A 25,427-nucleotide genomic window follows, 5' to 3' on the forward strand; every position below is an offset into this window, starting at 1 on the left:
CAGTGCCATGGATAATACCAGATTGCTTCCTCTTCTTCAGCGCGGATTAGCAGCGCAAACGACCGGCGGGCCGCTTTATAAGCAGGTCGCCGTGGTTCTGACCAATCTGATTGAAGATGGCAGTCTTGCCGCAGGTAGCAGTCTGCCGCCGGAGCGTGAGCTGGCGCAGGCGCTTGGACTGGCGCGGGTCACCATCCGCTCGGCCTATCAGGCATTGCTGGAAAACCGGCTGGTGGAGCGCCGCCACGGCAGCGGCACCTATATTTGCGAACGTCCGAAAAAGATCAGTCAGCCGCTCTGGCAGCTCACCTCCTTCTCGCAGGATATGATCGCCCGTGGTAAAGTGCCGGGTGTGCGTATCCTGTCCGGTGATATCGGACATCCGTCACCGGAAGAGGCGTTTCAGCTTGGCATTTCCATGCAGGATCTGGTGGTACGTGTTGAGCGTTTGCGCCTTGCCGATGATATGCCCATGGCGATTGAGCGTGCTGTGGTGCCGCAGCGATTGCTCGGAACAGCGACGCTTGCGCGCGATGAAGCAGGGCAGAAAACCGAGTTGGCACAGGCGGTGCTCAGCGGTGCACTGTCACTTTATGCAGCACTGGAAGATCAGGGTTATAAGCCGGTGCGCGCTCTGCAGCGTCTGACGGCTGTGGTGCTTGATCCGGTCAATGCACGTTTGCTTGGCGTGGCGGATAAGGCCGCAGCACTGCAGATGGAACGCGTCTCGCGCACTCAGACAGACCGGATTGTGGAATATACACGCTCGCTTTATCGCGGCGATGCTTATGATTTTATTGCGGAACTTAAAACGGGGGAGGTCCGATGACCGCATCACCAACACTTATGCTTCAGGAAACCGAACAGGCAGCGTCTGTTGTCGCGAAGATGCTGAAAGAGCAGAAGCCGGTTTTTGAAGAAATCGCGAAGCTTTTTGCATCCCGCAAGCCTGCGTTGATTTCGACCTGCGCGCGCGGCTCATCTGACCATGCGACGACATTTTTTAAATATCTCGCTGAAATTCAGCTCGGCTTACCGGTCGCGGCCTTGGGCCCTTCGGTAGCGTCAGTTTATGATGCGCCGCTGCAACTTGACTCTGCCGTGCATTTCACGGTTTCGCAGTCCGGTGCCAGCCCTGACATCGTGGCGATGCAGCGCGCGGCTAAAAAAGGCGGTGCGGTCACGGTTGCAGTGGTTAATGTCACCGATAGCCCGCTCGGCAATGAGGCCGACATCGTGCTGGGGATTGGTGCAGGGCCTGAGAAAAGTGTTGCGGCGACTAAATCCTTTATTGCATCTGCTGCGGCTCTGGCCGGTGTGATTGCTGCGGTCAGCAAAGATAATGAGATGCAGAGCGGCCTTGATCATCTGGCGGATGCACTGGCTGCGGTTCAGGTCGATGCAGGCAATGCGCTGGAAAATACACTGGCTGAAAAGCAGTCGTTATTTATCGGCGGTCGCGGGCCGTCGATGGCAATTGCGCTTGAAGCTGCATTGAAGGCAAAGGAAACCTCAGCCATTCATGCAGAGGCTTTCTCGCTGGCCGAACTGATGCACGGACCGATGCGTCTGGTGGAAAAAGGCTTCCCGATTGTGGCGTTTATTTCACAGGATCAGGCCTATCAGCACAATATGCAGGCACTGAAACATCTGGAAAGCATTGGCGGTAATATCCTGACAATTTCCCCACTGGATTTACCGTGGAGCCAGATTAAAACACCGGCTACGGGTTCGGCTCTGCTTGATCCGCTGGTGTCACTTGGCGCTTATTATCGTATTATCGAGGCGGTTACCCGCCGTCGTGGTTTCAACCCTGATAAGCCGCTTAATCTGAATAAGGTAACGGAGACTGTCTGATGCATTTTCAGCTGCTGCGTGGTGCGCGTATTTTTGACGGCAATCGTTTTCATGAACGAACAGCCTTGCTGATCGGGGAGGGCAAAATTGTCCGCCTCGTACAGGATGGCGATGCTTTGCCGGACAATGTGCAGGTCATTGAACTGGAGGGCGGCATTCTCAGCCCCGGTTTTATTGATGCGCAGGTCAATGGCGGCGGCGGAGCAATGCTCAATGACGGCCCGACACCGGAAATCATGTTCACCATTGCGGCAGGGCATCGTCCTTACGGCACAACCAGCCTGCTGCCGACTTTAATCACCGATACCGGTGATGTAACGGCACAGGCAATGGTTGCTGCGGTTGAAGCCGTTGCAACAGACAAAGGGGTTGCCGGCCTGCATCTTGAGGGCCCGCATCTGGCACCGGCGAAAAAAGGTGCGCATCTGGCTGAACTGATGCGTCCTGTGCAGGATGCCGATATTCAGGCGATGATTGCAGCGGCACAGAAAATCGGTTGTCTGCTGGTGACAATGGCTGCCGAACAGGTGACACCGGAGCAGGTGCGTGAATTGGCTGAAGGCGGCGTGATTGTCAGTATCGGCCATAGCGACAGCACTTATGAAATGGCGATGGCGCGTTTTGATGCCGGTGCGCGTGGCGTGACCCATCTGTTCAATGCGATGAGCCAGTTCGGCCATCGTGCGCCTAATCTTGTCGGTGCGGCACTGGATCATCCGTCCGTATGGGGCGGCATTATTGCGGACGGTCATCATGTTGAGCCTGCAGCTCTGCGGGTGGCATTACGGGCAAAACGAGGGCAGGGGCGCTTGTTCTTTGTTACTGATGCGATGTCGCTGGTCGGCTCAGGCCGCGATACATTCCAGCTCAACGGTCGTACAGTCTATCGCGTCGAGGGTGGTTATTGTCCGAAACTGGTGCTGGAAGACCGTGTGACATTAGCAGGTTCTGATCTCGATATGGCATCGGGTATCCGCTATGGTATGGCGATGCTGGATCTCTCCTGCGAGGAGGCTTTGCGCATGGCAACCTCCTATCCGGCAGAGTTTATGCGGCTCAAAGACCGTGGCGTGCTGGCACCGAAAAAACGAGCCGATCTGGTCTGGCTGGATGACCAGTGCCATGTTCGCTCTACGTGGATTTCCGGTGAGCGACAGGATCAGCGGGCATGAGCATTATCAATGACTATTTTGACAAGCTGACAGCGCATCTTATGCAGTTGCGTGACAGTCAGGCCGAAGTAATGAAACAGGCTGTTGCCATGATTGGCGAAGCTGCGCGCAATGATAAGCGCGTTTTCGTGTTCGGTACCGGTCATTCACATATGCTGGCGGAAGAAGTGCATTATCGTGCCGGTGGTTTGGCGATTACCGTGCCGGTTCTCTCAGCCTTTACGATGCTGCATGAGGGCGCGTCTTCCAGCACCAAGTTTGAGCGTATCAGTGGCATGGTGCTGCCTTTGTTGCAGCGCTATGATATTGGTGCGGGGGACATTCTGCTGATTGTTTCCAACTCCGGTGTGAATGCTGCGCCGGTTGATGCTGCACGATACGGGCGCGAAGTTGGTGCAAAAGTGATTGCGCTGACTTCGGTTTCTTATTCTGCCAGCGCTGCCAATGGCCGTGTACGACTATCCGAACTGGCTGATCTGGTGCTGGATAATGAAATTCCGGCGGGTGATGCGATGATGGATTTGCCCAACAGCGAGATGAAGGCCGGAGCTGTCTCGACAGCGGTTTGCGCAACCATTCTTCATGCGATCTTTACCGCCGTTGCGGCGGAACTGGCAGAAGAAGGCAGTGATGTGCCGGTCTATCGCAGTGCTAACATGCCGGGTGCAACAGAAATCAATGACCGCTTGATCGAAAAATACAAAGCGCGTAACCCGCATCTTTGAAACAGGCTGCGAACTATAATCTCAGAAAACAACGTCTATAGCCTGAGATTATAGGTTCTGCATATTTGTCTGCAAATGGCAGGAATCCGTCAAACAAAAGCGTAATCGGGACTGTTATGCCTGGAAATTCTGTGTAAGAGCTTCATACGGAACCGGAATTTTCGGCTCTGTAATCATTGGAACATTGAAGCTTAAGGGATACCCCCATGCAGAATTATGTGTTGACCGTCAGTTGCCAGTCACGCCTCGGTATAGTTGCCGCTATTTCCGGATATCTTGCGGGTATGGGGTGTAACATCGTTGACAGCGCCCAGTTCGATGATCTCAGCGCTGATAAATTCTTCATGCGGGTCAGCTTTATTTCCGAGCAAGGCAAAAGCTTTGAAGAGGTTTCCGGCAGTTTTCAGGAAACAGCTGACAAATTCGGCATGGTCTATAATTTCCACGATACTCGTAAGCCGGTGAAAACCCTGCTGATGGTTTCGCGCTTCGGCCATTGCCTCAATGATCTGCTCTATCGCTGGAAAATTGGTGGCCTGCCGATTGATATTGTTGGCGTGGTTTCCAACCATTTTGACTATCAGAAGGTTGTTGTGAACCACGATATTCCTTTCCACCACATTGCGGTGACGAAGGAAAACAAAGCTGAAGCCGAAGCCAAGATGATGGATATCGTCAACCAGACCGGCACTGAACTGGTGGTTCTGGCACGCTATATGCAGGTTCTGTCTGATGAGCTGAGCCAGAAAATGTCCGGCAAGATCATCAATATTCACCACTCCTTCCTGCCGTCTTTCAAAGGTGCCAATCCTTACAAGCAGGCCTATGAACGCGGTGTGAAGCTGATCGGTGCGACAGCGCATTATGTGACTGCCGATCTTGATGAGGGGCCGATTATCGAACAGGACGTGGCCCGTATTACCCACGCGCAGTCGGCTGCCGATTATGTTTCTATCGGCCGCGATGTCGAAGCGCAGGTTCTGGCACGCGCCATCCATGCGCATATCCATCACCGCGTCTTCCTCAATGGTAATCGTACCGTCGTATTTCCGGCGAGCCCGGGTTCCTACGCTTCTGAGCGCATGGGCTAAGAGAATTTCGGCTCTGACGGGCTGCAAATGGCGATTTTCTGCGCTTCCGGTGCTCACGTACACACGGCACCGCACGTCCAATAGGACGTGTAAAGGTTGCCGTGATTTTTAAGACTGCATAATCCTTTTATCAGAGGATGAAGGATTATGCGGGTACGCTGCGCGCCGGTTCTCAAAAATCACCATTTTCGCCACGCCATAACCAAAATTTGCACGTCTTAGAATTTGTTGGGATCATTCAAAGAAGATGGCGATGCTAATGTAGGCACTCCTGTCAATTGCAGTGGGCAACATAACGTCCAGCACTGCTGATTAAATGGAGCATCTTATGAGTAGCTATCTGGCTGCCTGTAGCTGCGGAAAACTGCAAATCATTTGTGAGGGGGAACCGCTGCGGGTCTCGATGTGTCATTGTCTTGAATGTCAGCGTCGAACCGGAGCCGTTTTCGGCAATCAGGCATGGTTCAAGCAACAGCAGGTGACAATTTCGGGTCAATCAACGCAGTTTACCCGTCAGTCTGATGCCGGTCGTTCAGTATCATTTCAGTTTTGCCCATCATGCGGGTCAACCGTTTATTGGGAGGGAGAAGCATTGCCTGATCATGTTGCTGTTGCCGTTGGAGCTTTTGCAGACCCTGCTTTCTCAGCACCTTCAATTTCAGCTTGGGAAGTGAGGCAGCATCACTGGCTAAATTCACTTCAAACTATAGCGATTCAGCATATAGATTGAGACATGGTGAAGGCGTACTTAATTCATGGTGATGCTCTAGTTTCTTGTTATTAATTCAAAGACGACTGGCATTTCTCTTCAACATCATTGCGGAAATCAGACATATTTCTGACCCACGCATTATCACCGTCAACCAGCGGTCTCGCATAAGCCTCTCTGATAATCGTCTGAAAAATTTCCCTGACCGCCGGATCGAATTTAACCTTGAGAAGATCCGTCAGAGGTTTGCCCTCCAGGCGTGCCGCCATAGAGCGCCCTGCAAGTTCACCAAGCTTAGAGCAGAACACAGCATTGTTCTCACTCGCATGAACAATCGGGCTATGCACCATATAAATGATAGCTATCAGCACGGCTAAAGCGAAACGCATGCGAGCCTCCATTGTGGAGAGTTCCGATGAGATATACGTAAATACCGTATGTAATAGAGACCCTGTGTTCGATTTTAGTCAATAAAAAAGCCCCGCATAGCGGGGCTTTTCTTTGTCATCAGTACTGACGATTAGTCGATATCGAAGGATACGCCCTGTGCGAGCGGCAGTGCCTTGGAGTAGTTTACAGTGTTGGTTGCACGGCGCATGTAAGCTTTCCATGCATCCGAACCGGATTCACGACCGCCACCGGTTTCTTTTTCACCGCCGAATGCACCGCCGATTTCAGCACCGGATGTACCGATGTTAACGTTGGCGATACCGCAATCCGAACCGGATGCAGAGAGGAAACGCTCAGCTTCCTGCAGGTTCAGTGTGAAGATCGAAGACGACAGACCGGCACCAACTGCGTTGTGCAGTTCGATAACATTGTCGAAATCGCTGTATTTCATCACATAGAGGATCGGTGCGAAGGTTTCTTCGAGAACCGGACCTGCCTGTTCTGGCATTTCAACGATTGCTGGCTGTACGTAGTAAGCTGTGTCGCTACCTACTGATGCGCGTTCACCGCCGACAACTTTACCGCCGTGTGCTTTGGCATCTGCCAGAGCCTTCTGCATACCGTCGAAAGAAGCTTTGTCGATCAGCGGGCCGATCAGTGCAGGGGTTTCCAGCGGGTTGCCGATGGATACGCTCTGATAGGCTTTGACCAGGCGTGGTACCAGTGTGTCGTATACGCTTTCGTGTACGAACAGACGACGCATGGTGGTGCAACGCTGACCTGCAGTACCCATGGCACCGAAAGCAATCGCGCGCAGAGCCATGTCGAGATCGGCTGACGGGCAGACGATACCGGCATTGTTGCCGCCGAGTTCGAGGATAGCGCGTGCGAAACGCTTGGCCAGACGTGGACCTACATCGCGACCCATGCGGGTTGAACCGGTTGCGGAAACCAGCGGAACCTTCGGATGGTCAACCAGAACTTCACCGATTGTACGGTCGCCGATGATAACAGCGGACAGACCCTTAGGAGCATCTGCGCCGAAACGGGCAGCCGCACGGTTGAAGATCGCTTCACAAGCAAGTGCTGTGAGCGGGGTCTTTTCGGAAGGTTTCCAGACAACAGCATCACCGGCAACCAGTGCCAGAGCTGCGTTCCATGACCAAACAGCAACCGGGAAGTTGAAGGCGGAGATAACGCCGACAACACCAAGCGGATGCCATGTTTCCATCATGCGATGACCCGGACGTTCAGTCGCAATGGTCAAACCGTAAAGCTGACGGGACAGACCAACTGCGAAATCGCAGATGTCGATCATTTCCTGAACTTCGCCAAGACCTTCAGAGATGATTTTACCGGCTTCGATGGAAACGAGACGGCCGAGATCAGCTTTGGAAGCGCGCAGTTCTTCACCGAGCAGGCGGATCAGTTCACCGCGGCGAGGAGCCGGAACATCGCGCCATGTGCGGAATGCTGCGTCAGCTTCTTCGATCATGCGGGCAGTGTCTGCAGCCGAATGAGTCTTGAGGGCGCCGATCTGTTCGCCGGTAACCGGGCTGAACGAGGCAAGATCACCGCCTGTATAGGCAGCGCTGTCAACGCCAAGCTTGGCGAGAATGTCAGCAGCTTCCTGCTTAACGTTCACTTTTTTATTTTCGGTGCTCATAAATCGCATTCCCTATTGTTTATCGTTCAGAATATCAGGCGTTTGTTCGGGTAAGGGAACAGGCTCGATATTCTATCTGGTACGGTGGAGCAGTAATCTGCTCCGGAGCATTTCGCAGTTAACTGGTTGCAGTTAACGACCGCGATAATGCGACAACTCATGAAACTAGAGCGAGCGTGGCGGACTCAATTAAATGGACACGCTCTAGTATAAACAGCTGAACGGCAATCCGCTTTGAGGGCAGATTGCCGTTTTCATATGTTATGTAGTTATTCTGCAGCGGCAGTAAAGGCGAGAGCCTTCAATGCACCCTCAACAGATTCGCGCTCGATGCGGGCATAGTGTTCAAATTCATTGAGCACGGTTGCGCCGAGATCAGCTTCGAAACGCTTCTGGTTCGGGCTTTCAGTGAATTCCTGTGTATCATCGTCACCGAGATTGGACTGGAAGATACCAGCGGCACTGACCGGCAGGAAGTCTTCATAGACAATCGGGTCAAACTGGATTGCGCCTTCAGCAATCAGGCTGTCGAGATTGGCGGCGGTCAGTTCACTCTTGGCTTTCGAGCGGTCTGCAATGCTATAAGCGAAGTAGCCGAGACCCTGTTCACGGATTTCTGCCCATGTATCCGGGAATTCTTCAAAGACTTCACTTAAGATTCGAACATATTCAGCAGCATTCGAGCCATCCGGCGCAGGGCGGATACGTGCACGGGTCTTGTCGAGCAGCGTATCATAAAGGCCGCGGCCTTTTGGTGTCAGTGCAATACCGCGCTGTTCAATTTCACCGAAACGGGCAGTGTGTGTACCGGCTTTCCATTCGCCTGCAGCATCGGTGAAAGAAACAGCTTCTTCCAGAGCTTTGAACGAGGTCTGACGCAGCAGAACCGCACATTTACGGGTTGGCGGGCCTTCAACAACAGCTTTAGGCGAAATATTGCGCGCTGGCATCTGTGCCTGTACGGCATCAATGTCGAGTGTGCGTGGTGTCAGGTGGTTGATGTGCGGGCCTTTGAAGGACACAACGTCAGCAATCAGACGATGGGCGTCGTGCAGACGGTGGTAGAGTTCTGCGCTCACATTGGCCTTATCGTGCCAGCGGAAGGTTTCCAGAACTTCAGCAACAAACTTGTCAGCCTGTTCTTGTGTCAGGCCGCCTTGCTTTTCAGCAATCTCGATCAGCTCAACCGCACCGGCAGTGAAGATATTGCGCTGTGCGAGTGTTTCTTCAGCTTCCTTACGCAGCTTTTCGTCCGCGATCAGGTCGAGACGCAGCAGCGAGGTGAAAACGCGGAACGGATTGATCTTCAGCGATGCATCTGCAACCGGGCGGAAAGCTGTGGAATGCACAGGTACACCGGCAGCGGACAGGTCGTAGTAACCGACAGGGAACATGCCCATAACCGCATAAGCACGGCGCATCATGGAGAGTTCAGCGGCGGTGCCGAGACGGATCGCGCCGTGACGCTCTTCGGAAATACGATCCAGAGAATCGGTATCTTCAAGACGGGCGAGCAGTTCAGGCTGGGCTTTCAGTGTCGCAGCATTCACATCTGCAACCAGTTCCATCAGCGTGCCGTAAGCAGGCACTTCTGTACGGTACATTGCGGACATTGCGGCCGAGAATGCAGCGCGGATGCTGTCGGCTGATACGAAGTTCATGGTTTGCCTCCTTAGGGGCTTTCCGTATTGGGAGCTGTTATCTGTCTTGGGAGAAGATAAAGCCCTGTCTGTTTTGCTCTTGATGCGGTTTCATAAAGAAAATCGGGGGCGTTTTTCCTGAAACTGCTTTTCGGGAAGGATCTATGCTGTTTGGGAGCAGCACAAAACCATCCTGATGTTGCTATAAACGCATATCTGATCCGAAAAATGTCAGCCAGAATTCGGGATATGCTTTAAATTTGACACGTAATTTCTTTTTAAATCGATTTTCGACTGTCGGAAACACGTATCAGATGTTGATATCATGACTAAAATTGATCATATCAGTTGTAGTGGCCGCATGATTGCGACGAAATCGACTATGTTTATGCGAGGCAGGAATGAAGCTCAGTCGCCGGCTGATACCGGATATCGCCATTTTGCAGGCTTTTGAATGCGCTGCACGTCATGGAAGTTTTACACAGGCAGCCCACGAGCTGAACCTGACGCAAAGTGCGGTGAGTCGTCAGATCAAGGATCTTGAAGGCCAGCTTGGCGTTTTGCTGTTTGAACGAATCCGTCAGCGCATCCTGCTTTCCGATGCGGGACGCAAGTTTTTACCGGAAGTCCGTCGTCTGTTGAATCAGACTGAAGACACGATGTTGCGGGCGATGGCTTCAGCACAATCGTCTTCGGCTTTCAGCGTGGCGACATTGCCGACATTCGGCGCGCGCTGGCTGATGCCGCGTATTCCGAATTTTATCGAAGAAAATCCGGGCGTGGCGTTTAATGTCGGTTCACGCACCGGCGTATTCGACTTTGAAGAATATCCGTTTGATATGGCTATTCATTATGGTCAGCCGGTCTGGGCACATGCCACCTGTAACTATCTGTGCAGTGAAATGGTTGTGCCGGTTGCCAGCAGCGCTTTGATTGAAAGTCACCGCATTGTTGAGCCGGAAGATTTGCAGAAAGAGCCTCTGCTGCATCTGACCACCCGTCCGAAAATGTGGACACAATGGTTTGAGCAGTGCGAAGTTGATGCACGTACCACCTATAGCGGACACCGTTTTGATCAGTTTTCTATGGTGATTGAGGCGGCGGCTGCCGGGCTTGGCATCGGCCTGCTGCCGGTATATCTGATTGAGCAGGAATTGCAGGAAGGTCGTCTGCGCATTCTGTTCGACAAGCCGATGCGTACCGAGAATGACTATTATCTGGTGGTGCCGGAAGGCAAGCATGAAAATCCGCTGATACAGACATTCTCCGGCTGGATTCGCGGGCAGGTCGGACAGCATGACTATATGGCGCTGGTGCATTTGAACGCAGAATAAGATATATAATACAACTAAAGTGTAACAGGTCATTCCGTGAATGAATGATCTGTTGCGCATAAATTGCTACTGTTGCCAAAACCGAAAGGTGTATGGCTACTCAGGCGCCAGAAGAAAAAGACTATAAGAACACTGGTAAATGACAGACCGGACGATTTTCCGTGTTGTGCTTCAAATTTCAAACACTCAGAGTGTTGTGTGTGTATCCGCATTATATATACGGCGCTCTTTATCCATTTTGATCGTTGACCTTTTGTCTCAGCGTTCTTGCGTGATGCGTGTATTTTCAGGCGCATAATCGCAGGCTTGCTGTTGCAATACAGGCTGATGCAAGTGGCAACGTTGTTTTTGAGAAATGAACTGACATGTTGAATAATCCTCGTTCGCACGGTCTCTGGGAAAAATCCGCACCGGCTGCTCCGGTTACTTCTGCGCTGAAAGGCGATCTGACCGTTGATGTTGTTGTTGTCGGCGGTGGTTTTACCGGACTTTCAACCGCATTGAATTTGAGTGAACGCGGCAGCAAAGTTGCTGTGCTGGAAGGTGTTGAAATCGGTTTCGGCGGTTCAGGCCGCAATGTCGGTTTGGTCAATGCCGGTATGTGGGTTATGCCGGATGATCTGCCGGGTGTGCTCGGCCAGAAATATGGCGACCGTCTGCTGCAAGAACTCGGCAATGGCCCGAAAATGGTTTTCGAGCGTATTGAAAAGCACAATATTGCCTGTGAAGCGACCCGTACCGGTACATTGCATTGCGCTGTCGGTCAGAAAGGCTTACGCGAATTGCAGGATCGTGCGGAACAATGGCAGCGCCGTGGTGCGCCGGTAACGCTGCTGAGCGCTGAAGAAACCGCAAAGAAGGTTGGTACGAAAGCCTATACCGGATCGCTGCTGGATATGCGCGCCGGTACAATTCAGCCGCTGGCCTATGTGCGTGGTTTGGCTCACGCGGCAGTTGCTGCCGGAGCACAGATTTTCACCGGATCGCCGGTGATCGACACAGAACGTCAGGGCAATGACTGGGTGGTGAAAACCGCACAAGGCACGGTACGCGCGCAGTGGATTGTTGTGGCAACCAATGCCTATACACAGGCACCGTGGCCGCAGATCCGTGCAGAAATTATGCACCTGCCTTACTTCAATCTGGCGACCAAGCCGCTGACTAAAGAACAGCAGGCGCAGATTCTGCCGGAACGTCAGGGCGTATGGGATACCAAGACAGTGTTGTCGTCCTATCGCTATGATCAGGCAGGTCGTCTGGTGTTTGGTAGTGTGGGCGCATTGCGCAACACCGGTACCGGCATTCATACAGCATGGGCAAAGCGCGAAATGAAGCGTCTGTTCCCGCAGCTCGGTAAAGTCGAATTTGATTATGAATGGTATGGTCTGATTGGCATGACCAATGACAGCCTGCCGAAACTTCATCGCTTTGACAAGAATGTGATCGGTTTCAGCGGTTATAACGGCCGTGGTATTGCCACTGGTACTGTGTTTGGCAATTTGCTGGCGCGTCACATCAGTGGTGAACTCAGCGAAGCTGATCTGCCATTGCCGGTATCTGAGCCGGAAACACAGTCTTTCCTCGGTGTCCGTGAAGCCTATTATGAAACCGGCGCACAGATTGCACATTTTACCGGCGCGCGATTTTAAGTGCTGAAAACTCTCTGAGCGAACAAGCTCAACAGATTTTTAACAGGGCATTGTTGGTTCAATGCCCTGTTTCTTTTTGATTTCTGTGGTGAGTTTATTCTTTGTCATATACTTGTAGTGTTCATTTAATAAATGAGCGGCGAGTAACCGGCTCGCTCCGGTATCGGATGAATGATTTCAGGGATAAGAATCATGTTGCAGAAACGCACGTCACGTAAAACAGTTCTGGCTACTGCTCTGGCGATCTTTATGGGCGCAACGGCGGTCAATGCAGAAACGCTCAATCTTTATACGTCGCAGCCGGAAGCCGATGCGACCAAGACTGTTGAAGCCTTCCGCAAAGCCAATCCTGATATTGATGTGCAGGTGTTCCGTTCGGGCACCAGCGATATCCTCAGCAAACTGGCCGCTGAATTTGCTGCCGGTGCACCGCAGCCGGATGTGCTGCTGATCGCCGATGCTGTGTCGATGGAGCTTTTGAAAAAAGACAATCGTCTGAAAGCCTATGAAGGTGCGAAGACTGATGGTCTGACCGAGGGTTCTTTTGACAAGGACAAAACCTATTTCGGTTCCAAGCTGATCACTACCGGTATTGCCTATAATACGCAGGCCAAAAGCAAGCCTGAAAGCTGGGCTGATCTTGGCAAAGAAGATTACAAAGGCCAGATCGTGATGCCGAGCCCGCTCTATTCCGGTGCGGCTGCCTATATGCTCTCCGGTTTTGCGCTGAATTCAGAACTTGGCTGGGATTATTTCGAAAAGCTGAAAGTCAATGAGCTGATCAGCGTGCGCGGCAATGGCGCGGTGCTGAAATCCGTTGCCAGCGGTGAAAAGCCTTACGGTATCCTCGTGGATTTCATGGCGCTGAATGCCAAGGCAAAAGGCTCACCGGTTGAGTTCGTGTTCCCGAAAGAAGGCGTGCCTGCGGTAACTGAGCCTGTTGCAATCATGGCGACAGCCAAGAATGTTGCCGGTGCGGAAAAGTTCGTCGATTTCATCCTCTCGGATGACGGCCAGAAACTGGCGCTGGAGCAGGGCTATCTGCCTGCCAAAGAATCTGTCGGTCGCCCGAGCTGGTTGCCGGAAGGCACCAAAATCAACATCATGCCGATTGATACGCTCAAAGTTCTGGGTGTGACAGAAGCCGATAAAAAGCGTTTTTCTGAGCTGTTCGGCGGTTAAGGCATTCTTTGATGTCAGATAAAATATTTGGTCAGAGCCGGGATACGGCTCTGATCCTCCTTGTGGCGGCAGTGGTGTTCACGCTGTCTTTGTGGCCTATGCTGCGACTGGCGAGCGAGATTATCGCGCCGAATGGTCAGCTCTCTGACAGTGCTTTGCGCTCGGCGCTTTCTTCAACTTCGACATGGGTTGCCACCCGTAATTCTTTAATCACCGGCTTTGGCGGCACCTTTGCGGCTGTCATTCTTGGCAGTGCTGTGGCGCTGCTGGTGAGTCTTACCAATATCCGCGGGCGCGGCGTGTTCGTGCTGATGTTTGTGGTGCCGCTGTTGATTGCGCCGCAGGTGACAGCGCTGGCATGGCTGCAACTCTTTGGCCCTGCGAGCCCTTTTCTTAAAATGATCGGTATGGCGCCGGAGCTTGGCAGCCGTAATCCGCTTTATTCGACTACCGGCATTATTGTCCTGCTCGGCATTCAATATGCACCGCTGGTGTTCCTGATTGTCCGCGCCGGTTTGCGTAAATTGCCGCGTGAGCTGGTGGAGGCAGCGTTAAGTAGCGGTGCCAGCAAATGGCAGGTGACGCGGACAATTATTGTACCGCTGATGACGCCATCGGTGATTGGTGCCTCTGCACTGGCTTTTGTGTCCTGTGTGGGCAATTTCGGTATTCCTGCATTCTTGGGCATTCCGGCCAATGTACTGGTGTTGCCGACCTTGATTTATCAAAAACTCGCCGGTGGTGGCCCATCTGTATTGTCTGAAGTCGCTGTGCTTTCACTGCTGATTGGTGTGATCGCGATGGCGGGTATTCTCTGTCAGGATTATATGGCGCGCCGCCGCGATTATCGTATTGCTTCAACCTCGCTGCCTGCTGCGCCTTTCGAGCTTGGCTCATGGCGATTGATTGTCGAGATCGCTTGCTGGCTGCTGATTACCGTGGTGCTGGTACTGCCGATGTTCGGTCTGTTGCTGACGGCGCTGGTACCGGCTTTCGGTATTCCATTAAGCTGGCAGACGGCCACACTGGATAATCTGAAATTCGTGCTGTTTGACCATGCCGGTGCTCGCCGTGCGCTGGTCAATTCCTTCACCCTGTCGCTGGCTGCTGCCGGTTTTGCGGTGCTGGTGGCGGTGCCGCTCGGCTATCTCATCACATGGCGGTCGCGCTGGTGGACACGCTTGCTCAATCTTGCCGCCGAACTGCCCTATGCTCTGCCAGGTGTGGTGCTGTCGATTGCTGCATTGCTGATGTTCCTCAAGCCTTTGCCGGTTGTCGGGCTTCATCTCTATAATACGATCTGGATTATTCTCTACGCCTATCTGGCACGGTTTCTGGTGCTGGCCTTGCGCCCGACCATTACTGGTCTGCATCAGATTGACCGTGCTCTGGAAGAGGCAGCACAGGTGGCAGGGGCAGGGTTGATGACACGCCTGCGTACCATTGTGTTTCCGCTGGTGGCACCGGCAACTTTGGCTGGCGGTGTGCTGATTTTTATGACCGCTTTTTCAGAACTGACAGTTTCTGCGTTACTATGGTCGTCAGGCTCGGAAACGCTGGGCGTGGTAATTTTCTCTTTTGAGCAGGGTGGCGATTCACCCTATGCGGCGGCAGTTTCTGTGCTGGTCGTGCTGATTACATTCTTACTGATGCTGGTGACCAATATGTTCGCCAGATATCTGCCTGACGGAGTTCTGCCATGGCGGGATTGACTATCTCTCAGCTTTCCAAAAGCTTTAATGACACAAAAGTTTTGACCGATGTGTCTCTGGATATCGCCAATGGTGAGTTTATTGCCGTGCTTGGGCCTTCCGGCTGTGGCAAGACGACATTGCTGCGCATGATTGCCGGATTTGAACAGGCGAATGACGGTGTGATCTATGTTGGTGACAAGCTGGTGACCGGCAAAGGCCAATTCGTGCCGCCGGAAAAACGCCGTGTCGGTATCGTATTCCAGAACTATGCTTTGTGGCCGCATATGACTGTCTCCGAGAATGTCGGCTATAGTCTGAAAATCGCCAAGGTGGAAAAAGCCGAGCGCGAGCGCCGTGTGCAAGAAGCGCTGAAGCTGGTTGATCTGCAAGGCTATGGGGATCGTCGTCCGGCCAATTTGTCCGGTGGGCAGCGCCAGCGCGTGGCATTGGCACGTTGTCTGGTGGCTGCGCCGTCGCTGGTACTGTTTGACGAGCCGCTGGCTAATCTGGATGTGCATCTGCGTGCTTCGATGGAAGACGAGTTTGCCCGTTTTCATAAGCGCAGCGGCACAACGATTGTCTATATCACTCATGATCAGGCCGAAGCGATGGCACTGGCCGACCGTATTGCGGTGATGGACAAAGGCAGGCTGATGCAGTTTGCTTCCCCTAAAACGCTTTATAATGAACCGGCCAATGCGATGGTCGCGTCCTTCATCGCGCAGGGCATGGTGCTGCCTGCGGAGATTTTGAGCGTCAATGGCAGTGGTGCCTGTGAAGCCATGGTGCTGGGGCAGCAAGTGCGTTTGCGTTGCCGTGCCGATGAAGTGGTGCGCAAAGATGCACAGATTTGTATCCGTGAGGATGATCTGGAACTGGTGAAACAGGACGGATTTGCCGTGCGGGTGAAACGCTCGGTCTATCAGGGCGGCGCATCGCGGATTGAAGCTGTTGCCGAGCAGGCTCCGGAACTGAACCTGCATTTCAATCTGCCGGATCCGCTGCATCTCAAAGCGGATGATGTGGCGCAATTACGTATCCGGTCAGGCTGGGTAATACCGGAAGCAGGTGCAGTATGAAGATCAATCTCTATGGCGGTTTCGGTGAAAAGGGACGTTTAGGCGTCGGCATCAGCACAACGGCTACCAAGCTGCTGTTTGATATCGGCATTAAAGTCGGTGCTACAGGGCGCGATTATTATCCGCTGATTGAGGTGGATGCGATCGCCGCGCTGGATGCTGTGCTGATTTCCCATGCCCATGAGGATCATGTCGGCGGGTTGTTGTGGTTGCTGGAGCAGGGCTTTCAGGGGCGTATCCTGATGACTGCCGAGACCTTAGCTGAAACAGGTCAAACTCTGAAGAACTATGCGGAACAGCGGCATCTGGAGAATGTTGCATTTCCGCAGGAACGCATTGAACTGTTCAAAGCAGGCGATATGCTGACCATTGGTGATGCAGAAATCATGACGGGTCGTTCCGGCCATGTGGCAGGCGGCGTGTGGTTCTGTGTCGAAGCCGAAGGGCACAAGGTGCTCTATAGCGGGGATGTGGTGCCGGATAGTCCGGTGCTGGAGATGGATGCATTTCCGGTTTGTGATCTGTTGTTGCTGGATGCCTCTTATGGCGCTGATGCTGTTTCAGGGGACACACGGGCACAGCAAATCCGCGAATGGATTTTGCAGAACCGTGACGGTTGCCTGCTGCCGACGCCGCTCTCCGGTCGTTCGCTGGAACTGATGGCGCTGATGCCGGTTAATTTTGCCATTCATGCGGATATGCGTGCTGCACTGGCAGAGCAGATTGCAGCGTCTGGTGCCCTGAGGGATGGTGTGGCGGGACGGCTAAAACAATTTCTGCATAATGCGCAGGGCTGGCGTGAGGATCAGGCACTGCCGCGCTGCCCATTGCTGACATTCGATGCAATGGGACGGGCAGGGCCTTCTGCCTATGCAATGACCCGTGCATTACGCACCGGCTGGCCGGTGTTGCTGACCGGTCACGTGCCGGAAGATACACCGGCCTTTGATATGCTGCGTGATGAACTGGCGGACTGGATCAGACTGCCGACCCACCCGACTTTGAGCGGTATGGTATCGCTGTGGGAGCAGGCGGGTAAGCCTGATATGCTCGGTCATTCCTGTTCCGCTGCATTGCTTCGCGAACTGGCAGAGCATATCCCGGTTGTGCGTCAGGATGTGAAGAGCGGTGATATGATAGAACTGGGAGAAGCCTGATGCGTATTTTGCTTTGCAATGATGACGGTATTGATGCCGAAGGTCTGGCTTTTCTGGAACGTACTGCACGGGCGTTGAGTGATGATGTGTGGGTGGTGGCACCGGACGGCAAGCGCACGGCTGCGGGTGCATCCATCACTATCGGCAAACCGCTGACAATGGTGAAACGTGGTGAGCAGCGCTATTCATGTTCCGGCACGCCTGCGGACTGTGTTGTGTCAGCAATGACTTGGATTTTCAAAGATCAGGCCAAGCCCGATCTGGTGCTGGCGGGGATTAATGACGGGCGCAATGTGGCAGAAGATCTGGCCTATTCCGGCACGCTTGGCATTGCCCGCGAGGCGACATTCTGGGGTATTTCGGCCATTGGTTTCTCACAGGTCAAACAGCCGCGCCGTGGCGAAGAAGATCTGGCGGCACTGGTGCAATTGTTACGCAACCTGTTAGAGCAGCGTGCTGACTGGCAGCACGAAGGGCATTGGCTGAGCATTAATCTGCCGCATAGTTTGCCTGCGCCGGTGGCTCAGCCGCGCATTGGTCGCGACAAGATTGCAGCTGCCTCTGAGGTAGTCAGTACAGATGGTGATGAGACAGTGCTGATGGTGCCGCGCGGACGTCCTCATTCATCTTCCGAAGGTGATGATAATGACCTGATTGATCGCGGATTTATCTGCATCAACCGGCTCAACTGGTTTGGTGAGACGACACTAAGTGAAAATCTTATCAAATCCTTAGACAGATAAATTCGTCTTTTGATTCAGATATGAAAAAGGCCGCTCAATTGAGCGGCCTTTTTTATTTTTATTATTTGCGTTTCATGGCTTCCAGCAGCGCTGCGCCAAAACCGCCCTGAGCTTCAGCGGGCTTTTCCTGCGGCTTGGCCGTGAAATGCTTCTGTGCCGGACGCTGCCCACGCTCACCCATAGGCTTAGGAGCCGCTTCACCGCCGCCGTCTTTACGCATGGTCAGGCCGATACGTTTGCGCGGCACGTCAACTTCCGTCACACGTACTTTGACCACATCACCGGCTTTTACCACTTCATGCGGGTCCTTGACGAATTTATCGGCAAGCTGGGACACATGCACGAGACCATCCTGATGCACGCCGATATCCACAAAGGCACCAAAAGCAGCGACATTGGTCACGGTGCCTTCCAGCAACATACCGGGTTTGAGGTCTTTAATATCGTCAATGCCATCGGCAAAGGTGGCGGTTTTGAATTCCGGACGCGGGTCACGACCCGGTTTTTCCAGTTCTGACAGAATGTCTTTTACCGTTGGCAGGCCAAAGCGCTCATCGACAAAGAGTTTCGGATCAAGCGCACGCAACGCACTGGCGTCGCCCATCAGCGAGCGCACATCTCGGCCGCAAGCGGCAACGATTTTTGCAGCCACGCCATAGGCTTCAGGGTGCACGGATGAGGCATCAAGCGGCTCGGCACCATTCGGGATACGCAGGAAGCCTGCGGCCTGTTCAAATGTGCGGTTGCCGAGACGGGCAACTTTGAGCAGGTCTTTGCGCTTCTTGAACGGGCCATTTTCGTTGCGATGCGCAACAACGGCTTCGGCAAGCGATGTGCCAAGGCCGGAAACACGGGCGAGCAGTGAAGCGGAAGCCGTATTGAGATCAACACCAACCGCGTTCACCGCATCTTCCACAACCGCATTCAGCATATGGGCAAGGCGTGCCTGATCCACATCATGCTGATACTGGCCGACACCGATGGATTTTGGCTCGATTTTCACCAGCTCTGCCAGCGGGTCTTGCAGGCGGCGGGCGATAGAAACCGCACCGCGCAGCGATACATCAAGCTGTGGAAATTCTGCTGCCGCTGTTTCCGACGCTGAGTAAACCGATGCACCGGCTTCTGAAACGATCACTTTAAGTGGCTTTGGTGCAGGCATGTCGCCAAGCAGATCAGCAACCATGCGTTCGGTCTCACGGCTTGCGGTGCCGTTGCCGATGGCGATCAGTTCTACTTTATATTTGCGGATGAGGGCTGCGATTTCAGCCTGTGCACCGCGCAGATCATTGCGAGGCTGGAACGGATAGACCGTTGCAGTGTCCAGCAGCTTGCCGGTACCGTCAACAATCGCCACTTTCACACCGGTGCGGATGCCCGGATCAAGACCCATGGTAGCACGGGAGCCGGCAGGGGCAGCCAGCAGCAGGTCTTTCAGATTGCGGGCGAAAACATTGATCGCTTCTTCTTCCGCACGCTCGCGCAGATCGCGCATCAGATCGAGGGAGAGAGACAGCGAGAGTTTCACGCGCCATGTCCAGCCGATCACTTCCATCAGCCATTTATCACCGGCCAGCGTGCCGCCGACCTGATAGCTATGGGCGATCATGCGCTCAACCGGTTTGACCGGCGATGTATCCTGCTGGTCGACAACAATGTCGAGTGTCAGGAAATCTTCATTGCGGCCGCGCAGCATGGCAAGCGCACGGTGACCGGCAACCTTGTTCCACTGTTCGCTATGGGCAAAATAGTCCGAGAATTTTGCACCTTCTGTCTCTTTACCCGCAACGACACGAGACTGCAGGACCGCATTGTCCTTCATGTAGCTACGCAGACGGCCGAGCAGGTCAGCATTTTCGGTGATACCTTCGGCGATAATATCGCGCGCGCCTTCAAGAGCGGCTTTTACATCGGCCACATCCGGCGTGATATAGGCGGTGGCCAATTCGGCAGGTACCGCAGCGCGGTTGTCGAGGATTGCCTGAGCCAATGCACCAAGGCCACGCTCACGCGCGATTTCCGCACGGGTACGACGCTTTGGTTTATAGGGAAGATAGATATCTTCAAGTTCGGCTTTGGTGCTGACATTTGCGATTTTCAGTTCCAGCTCCGGTGTGAGCTTTTCCTGTGTACGGATGGAGTCCAGAATAGAACTACGGCGCGCTTCTAATTCGCGCAAATAAGTCAGACGCTCGGACAGGTTGCGCAATTGCGTATCATCAAGACCACCGGTGACTTCTTTACGGTAGCGGGAAATGAAAGGTACGGTTGAACCTTCGTCAAGCAGGCCGATTGCAGCAACCGCCTGTTCAGGTCTCGCATTGATTTCACCGGCAATGATCGCGGCAATCCGTCTGGTAATGTCTGTCATAAGAATCTCATGCTGATAATAACCGCATGATCATAGAGCTTTGATGCGGCGCATTGAAGGCGGGAATTACCCTCTGGTCTGATTATGCCAGTGTTTCGTGATTACGAAGACGGGATAAAGCGGTGATGTTATAGTTTGCTATGCAAGAGCTATGGAGTCTTCTATCTATGAGTGATGGGAAGCAAGGGGTTGAAGTTCAGACCGGCAGGAAGTTCGAGAAAATGACATTCCTGATGATCAGGCTACAATCAGGGCGCTGAAGGCTGCGTCAGGACGCATGGCAGTCTTGATGATGCAAAACTGTGGGGTTTATCTGCCGCGGAATGATTGCTTATAGCAAAGGTCCTTCATAATTGCCCGTAAGGCCATCGATCAGGCGTTGTGGCATTGTCAGATCCCACCATAATTGCTGTATCGCATCCATTAACTGCGGCATAGGTTGCAGGAGTGATGCGTTTTTAAAAATCGGAGTTTCTATCGGAAAATCCAGATAAAACCAGCCTTTCTCAAAGCGGGCAGAAAACCTCTGTCGCACACCATATTGAGCGATGGTGAGCAGGGCTTTTCTCAATGCAGGGGTGAGTAAATCCTGATAGTCAGGGCAGTTTTCACCATAGATTTCAAATATTTCATCAAAGCTTTGATCGCTGGTATAGATACGGCTGTCATCCCCGAGCATTTGTTTTATAAAGCTGATGAACGGGTCTGTTACTGAGTTGCGAAGTCTAATTTCAATGCGTCCGCTAAATGAAGCAGGGACTGAAATTTCGGCCATGAGATAATATCGCGGCGGGGAAGAAGGTCTTGTTCTTCGTGCAGGTTGGACGGATACTTCTCTTAGGCGATAGGCAATATTACGGTAATTCCCTTCGCTCTGCCATGATGTCAGTTGTTGCTCCTGATTATTGAATTGTGCTGTAATCCAACTTTCAAAGTCCCAAAACTCCCACGCATTGCGGATAGTTTTTTGTCCGTAGCGGCTGGCAATCTCAGGCGCGATGCTGCAAATGGCCAAACTGTGCCACATCCAGTTTGATAATTTCCAGCAAGGAGCAGCAAATATGATTGCTGCAACGTAAGAGCCGATACCTGCAACATCAAATAAGTTGGATTGAAATGCAGCAAACCCTGCAGAAAATGCAAAGCAGATGGAGGCTGACAGTGCTGTTTTACGTTTATCCTCGGCTTGGGTTAAAGCTGTTACAACATTTTCTCTTTCTTGCGAAAAGGAAAGTAATGGTGTGGATTCATCGGGCACTTCGGTTTTCATATGAGTGTTGAGCTCTTTGCCGCATTCGAAGATAGATTTGCAATCTTATGAGGAATTATTGTGTAACGTAAATATCAATGCTGCACAGGAAGGTGAAGCTGTGTTTTTTGATTTTTATACGTCATCTGAGTGTTAAGCGTTTTCCATCTAAACGATACGTGTCGGCACCTGATTGAGATACAAAAATTAAAACTGATAACTCAGAATGGAAAACAGGCGCCGGGATGACCCGCACGCCTGTGTATTTACTCTTATCAAATATATTGTCTGTCGGGTTTTAGCTTTGTCTCAGAGCTCAAGCTCTTTGATCATGTCTACGCGTGTTGCGTGACGACCGCCTTCAAAATTGGCTGATAAAAATGCATCGACGATATCAAGGGCAAGGCCTTCACCAACAACACGCACACCAATTGACAGCATATTTGCATCATTATGTTCGCGGATCATACGTGCGGAGAATGTATCGGAGCAAACACCGCAACGAATGCCTTTAACTTTATTGGCAGCCATCATAATGCCCTGACCTGTGCCGCAAACAATAATGCCGAGCTGGCAGTCGCCTGATGCAACCAGCTTTGCAGCTGCTTCACCATGTTTTGGATAATGTGTACTTTCCGGTGTGGTCGGGCCGATGTCAACAGCAGTCCAGCCCTGTTTGGTGATGTGGTCGGCAATTGTCTTGCGGAGCTCAATTGCTGCATGATCACTGGAAAGGACGATACGTTTATTGGTGGTCATGGAGACGGCTCCTGTCTTGTTGTCTGTATTTTTGAAAAACGAATCTAAGCGCATAAGTCGCTATTTGAGTAACAGAAAGTCGCTCTGTTATCGCCCTGATTTAATATAAGGTACAATTAAACGGATGTTATGCGATGCAGCAGGGAGCTTAAAAAAGCTTTGCGATGACTGTGTGTATTTTTGAAACATGCATCATTACAGCGATAAGCGCCAGCAATATAATTTCAATGTAAATCGTTATTTTAATTGGGAAATTTGTTGGTAGCGGAGGACGGATTCGAACCGCCGACACAAGGATTATGATTCCTCTGCTCTAACCTACTGAGCTACTCCGCCCCCCGATGCTGCGAAGCATTAAACTGTTTCGCGAAGCACTTGTTCTCGTTGGGAACGGGGGTCGTATAAGTCGGTATGTGCATAGCTGTCAAGCGCTGTTATGCAGAAATCGGTATTGTAATCCATCTTTTGCAAAGTTATTGAGTTTTCAACAAGCAAAGGCAGGAAAACATGGCACCGCGTATCGCAGTTCTCGGTTGTGGCTATTGGGGCAACAACCATACCCGTACTCTAAAAGGTCTCGGCGTGCTGGCTGCTGTCAGCGATATTGACCCGGCACGGTCCGCAAAATTCGCCGCAGATTATGATGTAGCGCAAATCAGTGTTGATGATCTGTTCGCTTCTAAAGATATTGATGCGATTGTTATGGCGCTTCCGGCGCAGTTTCATGCGCAATATGCTATCCGCGCCGTGGAAAGCGGCAAGGATGTTCTGGTTGAAAAGCCGATTGCTCTGACTGTTGCTGACGGTGAAGCTGAAATTGCTACTGCCAAGCAGCATGGGCGCATCTTTATGGTTGGCCATATTCTGCGCTTCCATCCGGCATTTGAAAAACTGCTGGAACTCGCACAGAGCGGTGAACTCGGCAAAATCGGCTATATTCAGGCACATCGCATCGGTCTTGGTAAGTTCCATGGCCAGAATGATGCTTTGTGGGATCTGGCACCGCATGATTTGTCGATGATTCTGGCACTGACCGGTTGTGAGCCGACCGCTGTCCGTGGTGAAGGTGCGGCAATGGTCGATCATTTGAGCGATTTTGCTCATCTGCACATGGAATTCCCGAACGGTATTCGCAGTCATCTTTTTGCATCGCGCCTGAATCCGATCATGGATCGTCGTCTTGCTGTGGTTGGTGACAAGGCAATGGCTGTTTTTGATGATGCTGAGCCGTGGGAGCGCAAGCTGACCCTGTTCCGTCATAAAGTCTGGCAGGAAAACGGTCAGATTGCTTTCACGAAAGCTGATCCGGAATATGTGCCGGTGCAGGAAGGTATGCCACTGACCCGCGAGCTGGAGCATTTTATTCATTGCATCGAAACACGGGAAACCCCGCGTACCAATGGTGAAGAAGCCGTGAGCGTGCTGCGTATTCTGACCAAAGGCACAGTGAGCCATCCGGCAGGCTGAGCGGAATCACAAATATTTGAGATATCCGGCTCTGTGCTGCGCTGACGTGTTCGCTAGATTGGCCCATAATATGGCGCATAGAGAGGGGCATTTGCCCTGATCTATGTGGACAGACGACGGGAATATAAAAAACAAAGAGATAGAGCGGCTTTTCTAGTGTAAGAACCGAGCTGGCCGCTTATCGCGACTGCAGAGCGGAGTGACGGGAGACGCGACATTCCGCAATTGCTTCAAGCTGTGTTACATTATTTGCTAAACCGTGAATGATCCGACATGGCGAAGTCTCTTTCGAGAGACTAAATACTACTCGATTCGCTGGTGCGCGCGTGCATGGTGCGGATCAATTGATATTGGAGCCGACATGCAATTCATTGATCTTGTGAGCCAGCGCGCTCGCATTGAAGACCGTCTTAACGCTGCTGTTCTGAAAGTTATCGCAGAAGGCAAGTATATTCTCGGACCTGAGGTTGCTGAGTTTGAGAAGCAACTTGCTGATTACGTGGGCGTCAAGCATGTTTTGGCCTGTGCTAATGGTACAGACGCTTTGCAGATGCCGCTGATGGCAATGGGCGTTGGTCCCGGCGATGCTGTTTTCTGCCCGAGCTTTACCTTTGCTGCAACCGCTGAAGTGGTGGCGCTGGTTGGTGCGGAAGCCGTTTTCGTAGATGTTGAAGAAGACACCTACAACATGAACGTTGAACAGCTGCAGGCAGCCATTGATGCCGTGCGCAAAGAAGGCCGTCTGACGCCAAAAGCGATCATTCCGGTAGATCTGTTCGGTTTGCCTGCTGATTATCGCGCAATCATGACGATTGCTGATAAAGAAGGCCTCAAAGTGATTTCCGATGCTGCCCAGTCGATCGGCGGCAAGCGCGATAACGCAATGTGCGGTTCTTTTGGCCATGTTGGTGCAACCAGCTTCTACCCTGCCAAGCCGCTCGGCTGCTATGGCGACGGTGGTGCGATTTTCACCAATGATGACGAGCTGAACGATGTTCTGCGCTCCATCCATTTCCACGGTAAGGGTGAAACCCAGTACGACAACGTGCGTATTGGTCTGAACTCGCGTCTGGACACTATTCAGGCCGCTGTTTTGCTTGAAAAAATGGCCATTCTGGAAGACGAAATGGAAACCCGTCAGAAGGTTGCCAATCGTTATGCCGAAGGTCTGGGTGACATTGTTAAAGTAACCCGTCCTGCTGCTGGTGTGCGTTCCGCATGGGCGCAGTATTCGATTGAAACCGAACGTCGCGATGAGCTGAAAGCCCATCTGCAGGCTCAGGGTATTCCGTCGGTTATTTATTATGTGAAGCCGCTGCATTTGCAGACTGCTTATAAGCATTACATGGTTGCGCCAGGCGGTCTGCCGGTGTCGGAAGCTCTGCCTTCACGCATCCTCAGCCTGCCTATGCATGCTTATCTCTCGGATGAAGATCAGGAACGCATCATTTCCGCGATTCGTGAGTTCCACGGTAAATAAGCAACGCAATCAG

At 52.4% G+C, this 25,427-nt stretch carries 21 protein-coding genes and 1 tRNA gene; 15 read left to right on the top strand and 7 right to left on the bottom strand.

Going from position 1 to position 25,427, the window contains the following annotated elements; all coding sequences use genetic code 11:
• Window positions 1-7: 7 nt before the first annotated feature.
• From DFR47_RS11650 to DFR47_RS11675, 6 genes are all read left to right on the top strand, one after another.
• The gene (locus DFR47_RS11650) at window positions 8-829 is read left to right on the top strand and encodes a GntR family transcriptional regulator (RefSeq protein ID WP_113944602.1); all 822 of its coding nucleotides are present in this window, start codon (window positions 8-10) and stop codon (window positions 827-829) included.
• Window positions 826-1,857, top strand: a complete 1,032-nt coding sequence (locus tag DFR47_RS11655) for an SIS domain-containing protein (protein ID WP_113944603.1) — start codon at window positions 826-828, stop codon at window positions 1,855-1,857. Before DFR47_RS11650 ends, DFR47_RS11655 begins: the two co-directional genes overlap by 4 nt.
• On the top strand, window positions 1,857-3,029 hold the full coding sequence (nagA, locus tag DFR47_RS11660) for an N-acetylglucosamine-6-phosphate deacetylase (RefSeq protein WP_113944604.1): 1,173 nt from the start codon (window positions 1,857-1,859) through the stop codon (window positions 3,027-3,029). Before DFR47_RS11655 ends, nagA begins: the two co-directional genes overlap by 1 nt.
• Entirely contained in the window at window positions 3,026-3,754 is a 729-nt protein-coding gene (locus DFR47_RS11665) for an SIS domain-containing protein (protein ID WP_113944605.1), read from the top strand. The genes nagA and DFR47_RS11665 overlap by 4 nt, the downstream gene beginning before the upstream one ends.
• A gap of 206 nt (window positions 3,755-3,960) precedes the next feature.
• Window positions 3,961-4,845 carry a formyltetrahydrofolate deformylase gene (purU, locus tag DFR47_RS11670; RefSeq protein ID WP_113944606.1) on the top strand — a complete coding sequence of 295 codons (885 nt, stop codon included), beginning with the start codon at window positions 3,961-3,963 and terminating at the stop codon, window positions 4,843-4,845.
• 328 nt (window positions 4,846-5,173) lie between these two features.
• A complete protein-coding gene (locus DFR47_RS11675) occupies window positions 5,174-5,575 on the top strand; it encodes a GFA family protein (protein ID WP_113944607.1) in 402 nt (133 codons plus the stop codon).
• A 50-nt stretch (window positions 5,576-5,625) separates the two neighbouring features.
• Here the strand turns inward: DFR47_RS11675 and DFR47_RS11680 are convergent, their stop codons facing one another.
• From DFR47_RS11680 to hglS, 3 genes are all read right to left on the bottom strand, one after another.
• Complete coding sequence (locus DFR47_RS11680) at window positions 5,626-5,943, bottom strand: hypothetical protein (RefSeq protein ID WP_113944608.1); 318 nt, start codon at window positions 5,941-5,943, stop codon at window positions 5,626-5,628.
• 131 nt (window positions 5,944-6,074) lie between these two features.
• On the bottom strand, window positions 6,075-7,610 hold the full coding sequence (gene amaB / locus DFR47_RS11685) for an L-piperidine-6-carboxylate dehydrogenase (RefSeq protein ID WP_113944609.1): 1,536 nt from the start codon (window positions 7,608-7,610) through the stop codon (window positions 6,075-6,077).
• 269 nt (window positions 7,611-7,879) lie between these two features.
• Window positions 7,880-9,271, bottom strand: a complete 1,392-nt coding sequence (gene hglS, locus DFR47_RS11690) for a 2-oxoadipate dioxygenase/decarboxylase HglS (RefSeq protein ID WP_113944610.1) — start codon at window positions 9,269-9,271, stop codon at window positions 7,880-7,882.
• A gap of 380 nt (window positions 9,272-9,651) precedes the next feature.
• On the opposite strand from hglS, the gene DFR47_RS11695 reads away from it, so the two are divergent.
• The 7 genes from DFR47_RS11695 (at window position 9,652) to DFR47_RS11725 (ending at window position 18,088) form a co-directional block, all read left to right on the top strand.
• A complete protein-coding gene (locus tag DFR47_RS11695) occupies window positions 9,652-10,584 on the top strand; it encodes a LysR family transcriptional regulator (RefSeq protein ID WP_113944611.1) in 933 nt (310 codons plus the stop codon).
• A gap of 365 nt (window positions 10,585-10,949) precedes the next feature.
• The gene (locus DFR47_RS11700; RefSeq protein WP_113944612.1) at window positions 10,950-12,233 is read left to right on the top strand and encodes an NAD(P)/FAD-dependent oxidoreductase; all 1,284 of its coding nucleotides are present in this window, start codon (window positions 10,950-10,952) and stop codon (window positions 12,231-12,233) included.
• 249 nt (window positions 12,234-12,482) lie between these two features.
• Window positions 12,483-13,415 (top strand): ABC transporter substrate-binding protein, encoded by a 933-nt coding sequence (locus DFR47_RS11705; protein WP_113944985.1) that lies wholly within the window; start codon window positions 12,483-12,485, stop codon window positions 13,413-13,415.
• A gap of 11 nt (window positions 13,416-13,426) precedes the next feature.
• Entirely contained in the window at window positions 13,427-15,127 is a 1,701-nt protein-coding gene (locus DFR47_RS11710; RefSeq protein ID WP_113944613.1) for an ABC transporter permease, read from the top strand.
• Complete coding sequence (locus DFR47_RS11715; RefSeq protein WP_113944614.1) at window positions 15,115-16,188, top strand: ABC transporter ATP-binding protein; 1,074 nt, start codon at window positions 15,115-15,117, stop codon at window positions 16,186-16,188. Before DFR47_RS11710 ends, DFR47_RS11715 begins: the two co-directional genes overlap by 13 nt.
• A complete protein-coding gene (locus DFR47_RS11720; protein WP_113944615.1) occupies window positions 16,185-17,345 on the top strand; it encodes an MBL fold metallo-hydrolase in 1,161 nt (386 codons plus the stop codon). Before DFR47_RS11715 ends, DFR47_RS11720 begins: the two co-directional genes overlap by 4 nt.
• On the top strand, window positions 17,345-18,088 hold the full coding sequence (locus tag DFR47_RS11725; protein ID WP_113944616.1) for a 5'/3'-nucleotidase SurE: 744 nt from the start codon (window positions 17,345-17,347) through the stop codon (window positions 18,086-18,088). The genes DFR47_RS11720 and DFR47_RS11725 overlap by 1 nt, the downstream gene beginning before the upstream one ends.
• A gap of 61 nt (window positions 18,089-18,149) precedes the next feature.
• On the opposite strand, the gene DFR47_RS11730 is transcribed toward DFR47_RS11725, so the two are convergent.
• From DFR47_RS11730 to DFR47_RS11745, 4 genes are all read right to left on the bottom strand, one after another.
• A complete protein-coding gene (locus DFR47_RS11730; protein WP_113944617.1) occupies window positions 18,150-20,459 on the bottom strand; it encodes a Tex family protein in 2,310 nt (769 codons plus the stop codon).
• Between the two features lie 331 nt (window positions 20,460-20,790).
• Entirely contained in the window at window positions 20,791-21,729 is a 939-nt protein-coding gene (locus tag DFR47_RS11735; RefSeq protein WP_113944618.1) for a DUF3137 domain-containing protein, read from the bottom strand.
• Between the two features lie 288 nt (window positions 21,730-22,017).
• Window positions 22,018-22,467 (bottom strand): ribose 5-phosphate isomerase B, encoded by a 450-nt coding sequence (gene rpiB, locus DFR47_RS11740; protein ID WP_113944619.1) that lies wholly within the window; start codon window positions 22,465-22,467, stop codon window positions 22,018-22,020.
• A gap of 259 nt (window positions 22,468-22,726) precedes the next feature.
• Window positions 22,727-22,803, bottom strand: a tRNA-Met gene (locus DFR47_RS11745).
• A gap of 171 nt (window positions 22,804-22,974) precedes the next feature.
• Here DFR47_RS11745 and DFR47_RS11750 point away from each other — a divergent pair.
• Both DFR47_RS11750 and DFR47_RS11755 read left to right on the top strand, forming a co-directional pair.
• On the top strand, window positions 22,975-23,934 hold the full coding sequence (locus tag DFR47_RS11750; protein ID WP_113944620.1) for a Gfo/Idh/MocA family protein: 960 nt from the start codon (window positions 22,975-22,977) through the stop codon (window positions 23,932-23,934).
• Between the two features lie 361 nt (window positions 23,935-24,295).
• Entirely contained in the window at window positions 24,296-25,414 is a 1,119-nt protein-coding gene (locus tag DFR47_RS11755; RefSeq protein ID WP_113944621.1) for a DegT/DnrJ/EryC1/StrS family aminotransferase, read from the top strand.
• Window positions 25,415-25,427 lie beyond the last annotated feature (13 nt).

Source organism: Pseudochrobactrum asaccharolyticum (assembly GCF_003314995.1).
Classification (GTDB): Bacteria; Pseudomonadota; Alphaproteobacteria; order Rhizobiales; family Rhizobiaceae; genus Pseudochrobactrum; species Pseudochrobactrum asaccharolyticum.